At 62.7% G+C, this 12,052-nt stretch carries 18 protein-coding genes; 11 read left to right on the top strand and 7 right to left on the bottom strand.

All coding sequences use genetic code 11. The annotated features are described in order from the left end of the window. Positions 1–27: 27 nt before the first annotated feature. On the top strand, positions 28–867 hold the full coding sequence (locus tag GA566_RS27440; protein WP_137927409.1) for a universal stress protein: 840 nt from the start codon (positions 28–30) through the stop codon (positions 865–867). A gap of 78 nt (positions 868–945) precedes the next feature. On the opposite strand, the gene GA566_RS27445 is transcribed toward GA566_RS27440, so the two are convergent. Further along, entirely contained in the window at positions 946–1,749 is an 804-nt protein-coding gene (locus GA566_RS27445; protein ID WP_137927410.1) for a universal stress protein, read from the bottom strand. 187 nt (positions 1,750–1,936) lie between these two features. On the opposite strand from GA566_RS27445, the gene GA566_RS27450 reads away from it, so the two are divergent. After that, entirely contained in the window at positions 1,937–2,431 is a 495-nt protein-coding gene (locus tag GA566_RS27450; protein ID WP_160474602.1) for a universal stress protein, read from the top strand. On the opposite strand, the gene GA566_RS27455 is transcribed toward GA566_RS27450, so the two are convergent. Further along, on the bottom strand, positions 2,428–3,072 hold the full coding sequence (locus tag GA566_RS27455; RefSeq protein WP_160474603.1) for a response regulator transcription factor: 645 nt from the start codon (positions 3,070–3,072) through the stop codon (positions 2,428–2,430). The genes GA566_RS27450 and GA566_RS27455 overlap by 4 nt on opposite strands. 4 nt (positions 3,073–3,076) lie before the next feature. Continuing rightward, a complete protein-coding gene (locus GA566_RS27460; protein WP_160474604.1) occupies positions 3,077–4,201 on the bottom strand; it encodes a PAS domain-containing sensor histidine kinase in 1,125 nt (374 codons plus the stop codon). Between the two features lie 407 nt (positions 4,202–4,608). On the opposite strand from GA566_RS27460, the gene GA566_RS27465 reads away from it, so the two are divergent. Then, positions 4,609–5,052: an Hsp20/alpha crystallin family protein gene (locus tag GA566_RS27465; RefSeq protein ID WP_160474605.1), complete on the top strand. Its 444-nt coding sequence runs from the start codon at positions 4,609–4,611 to the stop codon at positions 5,050–5,052. 107 nt (positions 5,053–5,159) lie between these two features. Here GA566_RS27465 and GA566_RS27470 read toward each other — a convergent pair whose 3' ends face one another. The 4 genes from GA566_RS27470 to GA566_RS27485 all read right to left on the bottom strand — a co-directional run bounded on the left by GA566_RS27470 (position 5,160) and on the right by GA566_RS27485 (position 7,024). Continuing rightward, on the bottom strand, positions 5,160–5,438 hold the full coding sequence (locus tag GA566_RS27470) for a hypothetical protein (protein WP_160474606.1): 279 nt from the start codon (positions 5,436–5,438) through the stop codon (positions 5,160–5,162). Further along, positions 5,435–5,941 carry a lecithin retinol acyltransferase family protein gene (locus tag GA566_RS27475; protein ID WP_160474607.1) on the bottom strand — a complete coding sequence of 169 codons (507 nt, stop codon included), beginning with the start codon at positions 5,939–5,941 and terminating at the stop codon, positions 5,435–5,437. The genes GA566_RS27470 and GA566_RS27475 overlap by 4 nt, the downstream gene beginning before the upstream one ends. 253 nt (positions 5,942–6,194) lie before the next feature. Next, complete coding sequence (locus tag GA566_RS27480) at positions 6,195–6,419, bottom strand: hypothetical protein (protein ID WP_160474608.1); 225 nt, start codon at positions 6,417–6,419, stop codon at positions 6,195–6,197. Between the two features lie 110 nt (positions 6,420–6,529). Further along, positions 6,530–7,024, bottom strand: coding sequence for a hypothetical protein (locus GA566_RS27485; RefSeq protein WP_160474609.1), 495 nt, complete (start codon positions 7,022–7,024; stop codon positions 6,530–6,532). 230 nt (positions 7,025–7,254) lie between these two features. Here GA566_RS27485 and GA566_RS27490 point away from each other — a divergent pair, with 230 nt between their 5' ends. The 8 genes from GA566_RS27490 to GA566_RS27525 form a co-directional block, all read left to right on the top strand. Next, positions 7,255–7,533 carry a DUF1488 domain-containing protein gene (locus GA566_RS27490; RefSeq protein ID WP_160474610.1) on the top strand — a complete coding sequence of 93 codons (279 nt, stop codon included), beginning with the start codon at positions 7,255–7,257 and terminating at the stop codon, positions 7,531–7,533. Between the two features lie 87 nt (positions 7,534–7,620). After that, on the top strand, positions 7,621–7,971 hold the full coding sequence (locus tag GA566_RS27495; RefSeq protein ID WP_237380699.1) for a hypothetical protein: 351 nt from the start codon (positions 7,621–7,623) through the stop codon (positions 7,969–7,971). 251 nt (positions 7,972–8,222) lie between these two features. Further along, on the top strand, positions 8,223–8,666 hold the full coding sequence (locus GA566_RS27500) for a universal stress protein (RefSeq protein ID WP_160474611.1): 444 nt from the start codon (positions 8,223–8,225) through the stop codon (positions 8,664–8,666). Positions 8,667–8,858: 192 nt separating this feature from the next. After that, a complete protein-coding gene (locus tag GA566_RS27505) occupies positions 8,859–9,293 on the top strand; it encodes a YeeE/YedE family protein (RefSeq protein WP_137927433.1) in 435 nt (144 codons plus the stop codon). Position 9,294: 1 nt separating this feature from the next. Next, positions 9,295–9,726 carry a YeeE/YedE family protein gene (locus tag GA566_RS27510; protein WP_160474612.1) on the top strand — a complete coding sequence of 144 codons (432 nt, stop codon included), beginning with the start codon at positions 9,295–9,297 and terminating at the stop codon, positions 9,724–9,726. Between the two features lie 189 nt (positions 9,727–9,915). After that, complete coding sequence (locus GA566_RS27515) at positions 9,916–10,824, top strand: sulfurtransferase (protein WP_160474613.1); 909 nt, start codon at positions 9,916–9,918, stop codon at positions 10,822–10,824. A gap of 8 nt (positions 10,825–10,832) precedes the next feature. Next, a complete protein-coding gene (locus GA566_RS27520; protein WP_137927423.1) occupies positions 10,833–11,381 on the top strand; it encodes a Spy/CpxP family protein refolding chaperone in 549 nt (182 codons plus the stop codon). 225 nt (positions 11,382–11,606) lie between these two features. Next, a partial coding sequence (locus GA566_RS27525; RefSeq protein WP_160474614.1) for a universal stress protein occupies positions 11,607–12,052 on the top strand: 446 nt, incomplete at its 3' end.

A 12,052-nucleotide genomic window follows, 5' to 3' on the forward strand; every position in this document is an offset into this window, starting at 1 on the left:
GCGCCGCAGAGGCCAGAAGATCAAGCCATGCTCGCCTATCCCAGCATCTTCGTGCATATAGACGCCAGCTCGCGCGCGATGCTCCGCGCGAAGTTGGCCGTGCAAATCGCCATCGCCCAGCGTTGCCGCCTGATAGGCGTTTGTGCCACGTTTGCCGCCGATCCACAGTGGTTCTATCACGTGGGGCACGCCGCCACCGTTCTGCAGGAGGATCGGGCCCGGCGTGAGCGCCAGCACGAAACGCTGCAGCAACGATTCGAGTCGACGGTATGGCGCGAGTCGGCATCTGCGGAATGGCGCAGCCTGCATGGCGACCCGGTGCGTCAGACGCTCAGGGAAGTCAAGGAGGCCGGACTCCTGGTGGTTGGGCAAATCGATGCCAGTGAACCCGAGACCGTGGTGGCGCCACAGTTTCTCGAATCGATCATTCTGGAGTCCGGTCGGCCCGTCCTGGTGGTGCCCTACGCTGGGCCGGCGCTGACCGTGGGCCGCCGCGCGCTGGTGGCGTGGGATGGCGGCAAGGAATGCGCCCGTGCCCTGCACGATGCATTGCCGCTGCTGGCAGGTGGCACGGTGCACCTGCTCCATGCCAATCCGACCCAGCACGTCACACGCGCCGATGCGGCGCCACTTGAAGTCGCGTGCCGTGTGCTGCGCGATGTGGGCGCCGACGTCAGCACCGAGTGCGAACCCGGTACGAGCGATGCTGCCATAGGCGACCTGATATTGTCGCGCGCCGCCGATGTGCAAGCCGACCTGCTGGTCATGGGCGCGTACGGGCACGGACGCTTCCGCGAACTCGTGCTTGGCGGCGTGACCAAGACCATCCTTACTTCGATGACAATCCCCGTGCTGCTGGCACACTGAGACGAGCCACGCTACGTTTGCGAATCTGCTGGCTCCTCGGGGTTCCAAAGGACGCGGGCAGCGTCGGCACGCGCATCGCTAGCGTGCGAACAGAGCCGGGATTGTGGATTGCTCGAGCAGGGTGCTGGCGATGCCTCCCAGCTTGCCGACTGCTTTGTCGCTTGCCGGCGCGCCGCAAACCAGCAAGTCGGTGCGGGCCGTCCGCGCGGTGGCCAGCAAGGCGTTGCCTGGTGACGCATGTGCATCGCCCCTAAGTCCGATCAGACAGGCGCGAACGCCCCGCCGCGCCAGCCACGTCAGCGCGTAGCTGGCCGGCGCCAGATTGGTGTGGCGGTGTCGGGAGACGGGGATGCAGCAAACAAGCGCGACATGCTGCGCGCGGCGCAGGAGCGGCAGCGCGTCGCGCATCGCACGCGCCGATTCGCGCGTGCCACTCCACGCCACCATCACGCGCGGATAGGGCCACGCCTGCGTGGGGGCGGCGTCGTGCGTCCGTGGAATAACAAGAACCGGTGGTCCGGCCTCCAGGATCGTGCCTTCGGCAAAAGGGGGTGTGTCAACCAGGCGATGGGCCTCGCCAGCGCACGGCTGGCTGACGATGATCAAGTCAGCCAGGCGGCCTTCGCATTGCATGGCTTCCAGTGACGTGCCTTCTCCCACGCGCCAGTCCACGGCAATGGGGGCGCCTGCCGTCGCGGTTTCGAAGGCCACGCGGCTAGATTCGCAATCGGCAAAAAACGCCGCGTCGGGCGTCAGGCCGCGCTGTGGCAACAGGCCCACAAGCGTTGCAGGCAATGCACAGGCCAGGGCGACGGCGTGGGAGAGCCGGGCCGTGGCGTGCGTTGACGCATCCACGTGGACCACGATAGCTGAGATCTCCATCCGCACCCTCGCCAGTGCCTCGACATTGGGCACGCGTCAAATCTATGTCATGACGTGGGAGAACCGTTGCGAAAAGTCAAACGAGAGCGGACTGAGTCGATCGATCAAAGCCGTTGCGGCAGATCAAGTGCGATGGGTTTAGGCGTCCTAATCTCGAAAGCACGATGACCCAAGCGGAGTCCCGATCATGTACGAAAGAATCCTGGTGGCGGTGGATGGTGGCGATTCGGCGGACTTGGCAATGTCGCAGGCCATCGGCATGGCGCGCGTATGCCAGGCTGCGATCAAACTGCTGTACGTGGTTGACGATAGCGAATTGTTCGATGCCGCGGGTACGACTGATACCGCCAAGGTGCTGAGCCAGCTTGTGCGGGGTGGCGAACGGGCCTTGGACCTGGCCGCCGAGCGATGCTCTCACGCCGACGTTACCTGTATCAAGGAACTCGTGGAGCGTCCCCTTGGCCGCGGCAACATCTCGGAGACCATTGTCGAGCGTGCAAACTCCTGGCCAGCCGACCTGATCGTTATGGGTACGCATGGGCATCGCGGCTTGCGGCGGGCCATCATGGGTAGCGTGTCCGAAGGCGTGCTGGCGCAGACCAACAAGCCCGTGCTGCTGATTCGCGCGCCGGCCAGCACACAGCCGCCACACCTCGCAGGTAAGTCGAATGACAGGTACTAGGGCGGTGATTCTCCGGGAAACAGGTTCGCCTCGATGGCGTAGCGCACCAGCGCGGCGTCGCTGCGAAGCTGGAGTTTATCCAGCAGTCGCATCTTGTAGGTGCTGATGGTTTTCGCGCTCACGCACAGGGCCTCGGCGATTTCCGTCAGCGATTCGCCATTGACGATGCGCCGGTACACCTCCAGCTCGCGGTCGGACAGGCTGGCATGCGGTGCATCGGTTTGCTCCTGCACGCCGAGCGCCAGCTTTTCCGCCATCTCGGGGCTGACATAGGTGCCGCCCGTGGCCACCTTGCGCAACGCCGCGATCAGGTCATTGGCGGCGCTGTCCTTGGTCAGGTATCCGGCCGCGCCAGCCCGGAATGCGCGTACCACATACTGCTCCTCGGCATGCATGGTCAACACCAGCACCCGGCTGGCCGGATACTCGGTGCGGACATGCCGCACCAACTCAAGTCCGCTACGTCCGGGCATCGACAGGTCCAGCAGAATCACGTCGGGCGTGGTCTCGCGTAACACCTGCGGCACTTCGGAACCTTTGGCGGCCTCGCCCACGACTTCGACGTCGTCCTCGCGCTCGAGAATATGGCGCAAGCCGTTGCGTACCACGGCATGATCGTCGGCAATGACTACCCGTATCATCGTCTTACTCCGCTTCCGTGACGTGCACGGGAAAGCGCAGACAGAGCTCGAATCCCTGTCCCGGCGCGTGCGTCAGTACCAGCGAGCCACCCAGCAGGCGGGTTCGTTCGCGGATGCCGAGCAGTCCGAAGGAGCGGCGCGTGCTGTCGCGCGGCGCGCCGTCCCAGCCATTGCCGTTGTCCCGCACCCGCAGCACGAGCTCTTTGGGGTGCTGGTCCAGCGCGATCCACACGCGGTTGGCCTGCGCGTGGAGCACGACGTTGTTCAGAGCCTCCTGCACGATGCGGAAAACGGCTGTCGCCTCATGTTCGCTCACGTCAAGATGATCGGGTGTAGCCAGGTCGATGGTCAGGCCGTAGCGCCGCGCGAAATCCTTCGATAGCCAGTCCAGAGCCGCCGCCAGGCCCAGTTCGTCGAGCAGGGCCGGACGAAGGTCGGAAGAGATCTGCCGAACTGCCGCGATGGCGGCGTCGATACCGCTATGCATGGCCGCCGCGCGACTGAGGTAAGGCGACGCCGTGTCGACTTCGCGCAGTTCGCTCTCCAGCATCGCAAGGTCCATCTTCAGCGCGCTCAGGCGTTGCCCGATGTCGTCATGAAGTTCGCGGGCAACGCGGCGCTTTTCCTCTTCGCGGCTGACCAGGATGCTGGCCGAGAGCGCTTGCAACTCCTCGCGGGAGTGCCGCAGCGCGGCTTCCGCGCGGACGCGTTCGGTGATGTCGCGAAGCATGACGGTGAAGAGTTTGCGATCCTCGCCGTCGCTCGTTTGGGAGATGGACGCCTCGATGGGGAATTCGGTGCCGTCGCGGCGCAGCGCATAGAGCGTGCGCTGCAGCCCCATTTGCCGATCTGAGACTCCCGTCACCGCGAATCGGCGTACGTGCTGGGTATGCGTGGAGCGAAAGCGCTCAGGCAGCAGAAAATTGAGGGGTTTTCCAATAGCCTCGAGGGCAGGGATGCCGAACAGTGCTTCGGCCATGGGATTGAACAGTACGATCTGGTGCTGCTCATCGATTGAGATGATGGCCTCCATGGAGGTCCGCACGATCGCTGCCAAACACGCCTCATTGCCCGAGATCTGGGCGGGCAGGTGCGTCGCATCGTTGCGAAGGGGCGTGTCTTGGGTCATGTCGTGCCACTCTTAAGGGACGCTTAATGTAGAAGGCGGGATTTTTCTTTTCCTAAGACGGCAGCGGGCTGCTGATCACAGTCTACTGATCGGAATATAGAAGATGCGCAACACCTGCGCGACCGGAGCATGTGATGCGGCGCTCATCCGCCCATATACATCGCTCACATCCACTGCACAGGACTGATGTGCGTATGCGTCATGGTGCACTCGGCGTCCGCGCCGTGGCCTGGCTGCAATCGGCACCGAACGTTTCTCGCCGACACGACGCGGCTGTGTGTTGTTTCATCAAGCGCTGATCTGGAAAACCGGCCCCGCAACCGTTGACGCAACGCAAGGGCCGGTCGTCGTGGGCTGCCATCCTGAAAACAGCCGGATTTACCGGCGATCGGATGAAGGAGTCCACGATGACCAGCCTCAGACATTACGACCCACTTTCCATTGAGCCGATCAGCGACATGATGCAGGGTATGCTGCGCGCGTTCCGCGGGACGGCCGATACCGGCATGGTGTTCAAGGTCGATGTGACCGAGTCAGACAGCAGCTACACGGTGACCGCCGAGTTGCCCGGCGTGAAACCCCAGGACATCGATGTCAACGTCGATCGCGGCACGGTCATGATTGCCGCCAAGCTCGACCGCATGACCGAGCAGCGAGACGGCGAACGCGTGATCCGCCACGAGCGCTACAGCGGTGCCATGCGTCGCGCTTTCACGCTGGACGCCGACATCGACGAATCAAAGGTGGATGCTACCTACGCGGACGGTGTGCTGCGGCTGGTGCTGCCAAAGAAGGAAGCCACGCCGCAGAAGCGAATCCAGATCCGTTCGGCAGAAGAAGCCACACGATGAGAGTGTTTTTGGACGCTGACCGTCGCTGACCGGGCACGCTGAATGCGGGACGCCGCGCGACGCCGGCCGCGCGGCTGCGTCGAAGCGGCGTCAGACCACCGCGCGCTTCAGGCTGGCGCCACGCAATGGCTTCGTTCTTGCGTGGGCTGAGCCTCGCGCTGGAGCAGGATGCCGAAGCCTCCGGCCAGTTCGCAGTCGATCAGGCCAGCCGCATAGCCTTGCAACCACTGCTCGGCTTCGGCGGCCACCGGCGCCAATGCCCCCCAGCGCGGGGCAAAGCACACGCCCATATCGTCGTCACGCGACAGGATACGAACCTCCGGATGCACGGGGTCGGTACGAAGGGTGACATGAAAGCCCCGATAGTTGTAAGTGACAGTGCTCATGATGCTTGCTCTCCAGGAAGGCCAGGAAGGGCGTTGCCGCCGCGTCCGGTGTACGCGCGCGCCCACAGCCACGCGTGCAGTAAGCACACGGCAGCGAGTAACGCGCGAAGCGGGTCGTATGCCAGTCGTTCCACTTGCGAACTGGTGGGCGTGCCATGTACGCACCAGTTGCAGAAATGCTCGCAGTTGTTGCGTAGCAGGTGATAGGTGTCCTCGCCCAGCCGCGACGTAGCACGACGCACCACGTCGGCGCCGCTGTAGCGCGCATGCTGCGCGGTGGCAACCTCGATACCGTGGCCGTCTGCAAAGGCGTCGAGCGTGGCGCATTCCACGGGGCCTCGACGCAGCAGTGACTTGAATCCCGCGTAGTGGACTACCTGTCCGTTGCCGATGTAGATGCCATGATGCCGATACCAGCGGCGTGGCGTGACAAGGTGCGTGCCTTCGCGCAGCGTCTGCGGCGCGCGGTTGGTTGTCGCTGGCGCCATCTCCAGTTCGTCCATTTCCCTCTCCCGCCAGTTGGCACCGAAGGCATGGGCGCGCGGCCTGTTGCTTTACTGATTTCGCGCGGCGTTGCCGGGGGTGTGGCTGGAGTATTGGTCATGGGGCGCTTCGGCACCTATCAGCGCATGCCGGCAAACGCGTCACCCGATTGCCATGCGCCATGTGGGAAAGGGGCTGGGTGGCGCGTCAGGATTCTTGGCGCGGCTGTCAGGATTTCCTGACTCGCGCCAGCATTCGCCAATCCCGCAAGGGCTAGGCGTTGCGCTGTGTCGACCGCACCGGCAAGGCGCGATGAACGGCGCCCAGCACCTTGTAGCCGGCCGGGGTAAGGCGCACCGCGGGAGGCGCGGCCGGAGCGTTGGCCACGTCGATCAAGCGGCGGGTGGCAAGTGCGGTCAGATCATGCGGATCGATACCGCGGCACGACCCCCGCGATCCCAGCACCATCAACGCGGCGATTTCATGGGCACTCAACATGGCATGTCTCCCTTCGGCAGCGGCAACTGCGCGTCTCTCATCTTTTGCCTTGTGAAGATAGCCGCTTGGAAATCGTTATTGCGCTGAAACCTATAGCTGTTTGATAGCGATCAATTGTGGGAGCCCCATCGCTTGCAGTACTGCCAGGTGCCTTCCTCGCTATTCATCGTGAACGAGATGGTCAGGTCTATTGGCTTGCGTCCAACGATCAGCGCGACTTCCTGGATGATGCCCTGGTACACAGCCGCCAGATAGTACTGGCCGGGTGGCAGGCGCATATATAGTAGTGGCCCCTCGCTTACCACGCGCAGGATGCGTTCGTGTCGTGCATTGAGCAGCAGCACCTTGACGTCCGCAAGCGACGTGCCATCCGACCGATCCTGGAATCGCAGATGCACGTTGAACTGCGGCGCAAGCGAGCGCATGCGGGCCACATCGTCGGCGCCGATGCCGCCCGACAGGTACGGAATGCCGGCGGCGATCTGCTGCGGGGCGGCCTTGGGCGCGCTTGTGGCGGCTTGGGCGCCGGCCGGGCTGACCGACGCTGTGAAGGCAGCGAGGATCATGACCTGGATCCACGAGCGGGGATTGTCGAGGAAGCGCATGATCGATTCCGCTTTGTGATTACGTTGCCGCGTTGAATTTCACTTTATGTCCGCACGGGCGGTGGCCGTTGATACAGCGCAAGGCGATTGCCGTCCAATGATCAGTGGAGCACGATGACCGGTCGCCAACGGTGATGCGTCGTTGCGGTGAATCAAATCACCGGTCGCGCCAATGCCTAGTCTTGGGAAGGTGACGTCTCCAAGTACGGCCGCGCATAGCCGAACACATCATGAGCGCAATAGAGTTTTCAGGAATGTTGCCGACTTATTGCTCGGCAGGGCCCAGCCTCCAGTGCCAAGCGCGGGTCGATGGTGCGCAGGCGTGCTATGGCATTACCGCAGAAGCCCTGGAAGACCACTTCGGCGCGCGATCGTGTCGACCGGAAGACCTGTTCGTGGCCTATCAGAACCACAGAGGTGCCATCGAGACGATGGCCCGCGGCCTGTTCGAGATGACCGGGGCGCATAGCATTCTGCTGCACAGCGGGCATTTTCGATTTGGTATGTAGTCGCAGGTGGCGACGGGACTTTGAACTTCACGAGAACTGCGGCGAGACCGCACAGTGTGTCGTGCCGGGCGTCTTGAAGAGAGATGAATGATGACGAAAACGATCAAGGCAAGCCGCCGTGCCATTGTCATCCTGTTGGGGCTCCTAGCCGCTTGCGCGAGCTACCCGAGAGGGGATCCACAGCTTCTGACGTTCCTGCAGGACGGTGTCACGACTCGGGAGGACGTGTACCTGAAACTGGCTGAGCCCAGCGCGGTGTGGGAAGGTGGCCGCATCTTGACCTATCAGCTCGACCACAACAATCAGGGTTATGTCCCGATGCGGCGCAGGGAAGCCGCATGGACCGCCAAGTACAGCCTCGTTTTGTCCTTCGACCAGCAAGGCATCCTTCGCCGGCATTCGTTGGTCAGGATAAAAGACGATCCCGCTGTCCCTTGAAATTAGCCTCGGGTGCACCCGCCCGGACGTGCCGATGATCCGGTGATCGCAACCACGCTGTCCCACCGGGCTCTGCGAAGGACACAGGCGTTTTCATTGATCCAGCCCAAATCACTGGAAGATTGGTCGCCTACCTTGTCAATATAGGGGCCGATACACCGGCTAAGGAATCACCGTGTTGCGTTAGAGGCCTTCCCAGCACCGTGCGGCCCATATGCGTTTGTTGACGTCCTCGATTCAAGGAGCCTGTGATGCAATCCATCGTACTTGCCGCTGATGGGTCAACGTATAGCGATGCGGCCGCACACTTTGTGGCTGCCGGAAAATTGCTGAAAGGGCCGCTGCTCGTCCATCTCGTGCATTGCATGCCGGACGTGTCGGGTGAGGTGAAGTCATACATTAGCGCCACCGAGCTGGCCGCATGGCACGCGGACGAAAGCAGCCGGACTTTGCGCTCGGCCGCCGATATCCTCAACCTCGGCGGCGTATCGTTCGAGCAGCACGCGCTGACCGGCTTCGCGCCCGACCGCATCGTCGAGCTAGCACGTTCCGTCGATGCGTCAGCCATTGTGATGGGCACCCACGGCCGGGGAGCATTTTTCGATGCCATCGTCGGCTCCGTGGCGGGCCGTGTCATCGCCCATGCACCGTGCCCCGTCATTCTGGTGAAGGGCGAATCCGCGCACGGCCGGTGACATATGCCTGGGTCTCGGCTGTAAAGCCAATTCGCGGTCCTGCCGGACGCATCTGGCAGCGGTAATCGACGCTGCTGTATATTCTTGGCGCCTGGGAGGTCGCACCTCGACACGAGCCGATTGCGCCTGCGGTAACCGCTCGTGCTTCTTGATATGCCGCAGCGCAGGGGCGAATTACCGATTCGGGAAATCATGACGCTGGATCTTGATCATTTCACTCCGTTACTGTCGTTCGGCGGCGGCCTGCTTATCGGCTTGGCGGCCACGGTGCTGATTCTCTTCAACGGCCGCATTGCCGGCATTAGCGGTATCCTGGGCGGATTGCTGGGCGTGACGCGCCGTGACATGGGGTGGCGTATTGCTTTCCTTGCTGGGCTGCTGAGCGCACCCGTACTGGGCCGTTTTGCGGGCCATTCTCCCGTTGCCGACATCGAGGCTGGCTGGCCCCAAGTTCTGGTGGCCGGCTTTCTCGTAGGCATCGGCACACGATACGCAAGCGGATGTACAAGCGGGCATGGCGTGTGCGGCATCTCGCGCGGTTCGGCGCGATCAATTGTCGGCACGCTCACCTTCATGGCAGCGGGCTTCCTGACCGTTTTCGTAAAACGTCATCTACTGGGAGCCTGAGATGGGCATGATCACTGCGTGGATAGCCGGACTGGTATTCGGACTCGGCCTGATGATGTCGGGCATGGCGAACCCTGCCAAGGTCCTGGCGTTTCTGGACCTTGCCGGCGTGTGGGACCCTTCGCTCGCTTTTGTCATGCTCGGCGCGATCGTGCTGGCCTCGCTGGGGTTTTTTATCGCCCGGCGCCGCACACGTTCTTGGCTCGGGCTGCCGATGCAGTGGCCCTCCAACACGTCGATCACATGGCGCCTGATCCTCGGCAGTGCCACCTTCGGAATCGGCTGGGGAGTGGCGGGCTTCTGCCCGGGGCCCGCATTGGTGGCGTTGGGTGCGGGATATCCGAAGGCCGCTGGTTTCGTCCTTGCCATGCTCGCAGGCATGATGGTGTTCGAGCTGATCGAACAGGCGAAATCGCGTGTGGCGAGCGTTTGAGCGTGGGCTGATCATAGGTCGAGCTTGGGTTGACACAAATCAACCACAGGTCTGCCTGCTATCCCAGAATCGGAACTGACAGGTCGCTACGCAAAGCCTTGGCCGTCAAGCCAGTCCTACACGGTACGGGTCCCCGCCGATGCCGGCCGTACGGACGTCGCGTCCCCAAACCGAAGAAGGGATCCCACCATGCGTGACAGCGTACTCATTTCTCCTGCCGAACTCGACGAAGCACTTCGATCGGAGGCGGTTGTGCTAATCGATACCCGAGATGCGGCCCATTTTGCGGAGGCACATTTGCCGGGCGCGGTGAGCATCCACGAAATATTCACCTATCTTGCAACCACCACACCCGAAGGCCTCAGGGCGCTGCGCGCTACCTTTGCGGCGGCCTTCGGCAAAGCGGGCTTGTCAGGCAATGAAACAGCAGTCGTCTACGAGCAAGCGATGGCCACGGGGTTCGGCCAATCGTGCCGCGGATACATCCTGCTCAGATATCTGGGTTATCCGCGCGACAAGATCAAGGTACTGCATGGTGGCTACCAGGCGTGGAGTGCGGGAGGCCTGCCGAGCACGACCGAGGTTTTCACACCTGTCAGGGCGACCTTTCCCATCACGGACGACGACACCGGTCTGCTCGTGGATTTGGCGGAAATGAAGCGCATCGTCGACGACCCGCGCATCGTGAAGCTCGACGTGCGTGATGTCGACGAGTGGATCGGCGCGAGTTCCTCGCCGTACGGCAAAGACTTCTGTCCCCGCAAAGGTCGCATCCCGCATTCCGTCTGGATCGAGTGGTATCGCATGATGAAGCCGTCTGCCACGGGGCCGCGGTTCAAGTCGGCCGAGGAAATCCTGGCCGAATGCGCCACGGTGGGAATTCGCCGCGATACGCCCGTTGTTGTGTTCTGCTTCAAAGGCGCTCGTGCGTCGAACACGTTCGTGGCACTGGAAGAGGCCGGCATACAGGACGTACGCCTCTACCTCGGATCGTGGAACGAGTGGTCGAGGGACATGACCTTGCCCATCGAAGCGGGGTTGCCTTATGCGGGCGCCAACGCCGGGCGGCCAGTCGGTGACCGCAATTGCCAACGCTAGGAGACGTCATGTCCAAGCATTACACATCGAAGTCCGCTATCCGGCAGGCCGTTGGCCTTTGTCTCACGTCGATTGCCATCGTGGCGATGGCGGCGCCGCCCGCTCCGGCAGCGCGCGGCACGAACGACTGCACGCGTGGGCCCGGCTATGGGATGTATGGCCGTTACGGCATGGGCCCCGACATGATAGGGGGAGGTATGGGTCCCGGCATGATGGGGGGCTATGGTGAGGGCCACGGGATGGGCATGGGTGCGCAGCACTGGACGCGCATTCCGGGCATGAACCTGTCTGACGAACAGCGCGCGAAGATCAATCGCATCGCCGACGACACGCGTAAGGCGCATTGGACTACCGTAGGCGCCATGATGGACCAGCAGGCGCGGCTGCGCGACCTTTACGGCGCACAAAAGCCGGACGAGGCCGCCATCGACGACGCCTACAAGACCATCGGCAAGCTGCGCAGCCAAATGTATGACTCGACAGTCGATGCACACAAGCGCATGGAGGCGGTGCTGACGAAGGAGCAGCAAGACGTGCTCCACAGGTATTGGCGCTGAGTGTCACCGAGGACGTGGCCCGCCAACATCCGGGCCTTACGGAGGACAGCTTTACAACCCCGTGGTCTGCCGGGCATGCGCCGCTATTGCACGCAGACCTCAGCGGAATTCGACGCAAACCTTCATCACCTTCGTTGATGCCGTTGCCAGCGATGGTGCGGCGCCACCGGAGACACGCTGCATCTGATGGAAAGCTTGTCGGGCGAATGGATCAGGAGACGGTTGATGTATCACCATGTTCTTGTCGCTGTTGACGGTGGCGCCTGCGCCTTGCGTGCGCTGACTGAGGCGATCCGGCTCGCGGCGGCATGCCGCGCGCAACTGGAAGTCGTGCACGTAATTGACTACTCGTTCTTGCAGTACGACAGCGGTTACGGTGTCCGAGCGGATATCATTCCGGAACTGTTGGAGTACGGTAAGAATCTCTTGCGCGACGCTTCAGGCGCGGCCGAACAGGCCGGCGTAAAGTGCACGACGACATTAGTCGATAACATCATCGGTCTGGGTGATGTCGCCGGGCAGATCCTGGAGCGCATCAACACCTCCCATGCCGACGTGGTCGTGGTGGGCACCCACGGGCGTCACGGACTGAAGCGCGTATTTCTAGGAAGCGTTGCCGAATCATTGGCGCGAGCCTCCGCCGTGCCGGTGCTTCTGGTCAGGGAGGAGCC

The sequence above is a fragment of the Cupriavidus sp. SW-Y-13 genome (assembly GCF_009793345.1).
In the GTDB taxonomy this organism is placed as follows: Bacteria; Pseudomonadota; Gammaproteobacteria; order Burkholderiales; family Burkholderiaceae; genus Cupriavidus.

Coding starts and splice junctions, on each gene's coding strand:
- GA566_RS27440 (WP_137927409.1), top strand. CDS start 28: ATGCTCGCCTATCCCAGCATCTTCGTGCATATAGACGCCAGCTCGCGC.
- GA566_RS27445 (WP_137927410.1), bottom strand. CDS start 1,749: ATGGAGATCTCAGCTATCGTGGTCCACGTGGATGCGTCAACGCACGCC.
- GA566_RS27450 (WP_160474602.1), top strand. CDS start 1,937: ATGTACGAAAGAATCCTGGTGGCGGTGGATGGTGGCGATTCGGCGGAC.
- GA566_RS27455 (WP_160474603.1), bottom strand. CDS start 3,072: ATGATACGGGTAGTCATTGCCGACGATCATGCCGTGGTACGCAACGGC.
- GA566_RS27460 (WP_160474604.1), bottom strand. CDS start 4,201: ATGACCCAAGACACGCCCCTTCGCAACGATGCGACGCACCTGCCCGCC.
- GA566_RS27465 (WP_160474605.1), top strand. CDS start 4,609: ATGACCAGCCTCAGACATTACGACCCACTTTCCATTGAGCCGATCAGC.
- GA566_RS27470 (WP_160474606.1), bottom strand. CDS start 5,438: ATGAGCACTGTCACTTACAACTATCGGGGCTTTCATGTCACCCTTCGT.
- GA566_RS27475 (WP_160474607.1), bottom strand. CDS start 5,941: ATGGACGAACTGGAGATGGCGCCAGCGACAACCAACCGCGCGCCGCAG.
- GA566_RS27480 (WP_160474608.1), bottom strand. CDS start 6,419: ATGTTGAGTGCCCATGAAATCGCCGCGTTGATGGTGCTGGGATCGCGG.
- GA566_RS27485 (WP_160474609.1), bottom strand. CDS start 7,024: ATGCGCTTCCTCGACAATCCCCGCTCGTGGATCCAGGTCATGATCCTC.
- GA566_RS27490 (WP_160474610.1), top strand. CDS start 7,255: ATGAGCGCAATAGAGTTTTCAGGAATGTTGCCGACTTATTGCTCGGCA.
- GA566_RS27495 (WP_237380699.1), top strand. CDS start 7,621: ATGATGACGAAAACGATCAAGGCAAGCCGCCGTGCCATTGTCATCCTG.
- GA566_RS27500 (WP_160474611.1), top strand. CDS start 8,223: ATGCAATCCATCGTACTTGCCGCTGATGGGTCAACGTATAGCGATGCG.
- GA566_RS27505 (WP_137927433.1), top strand. CDS start 8,859: ATGACGCTGGATCTTGATCATTTCACTCCGTTACTGTCGTTCGGCGGC.
- GA566_RS27510 (WP_160474612.1), top strand. CDS start 9,295: ATGGGCATGATCACTGCGTGGATAGCCGGACTGGTATTCGGACTCGGC.
- GA566_RS27515 (WP_160474613.1), top strand. CDS start 9,916: ATGCGTGACAGCGTACTCATTTCTCCTGCCGAACTCGACGAAGCACTT.
- GA566_RS27520 (WP_137927423.1), top strand. CDS start 10,833: ATGTCCAAGCATTACACATCGAAGTCCGCTATCCGGCAGGCCGTTGGC.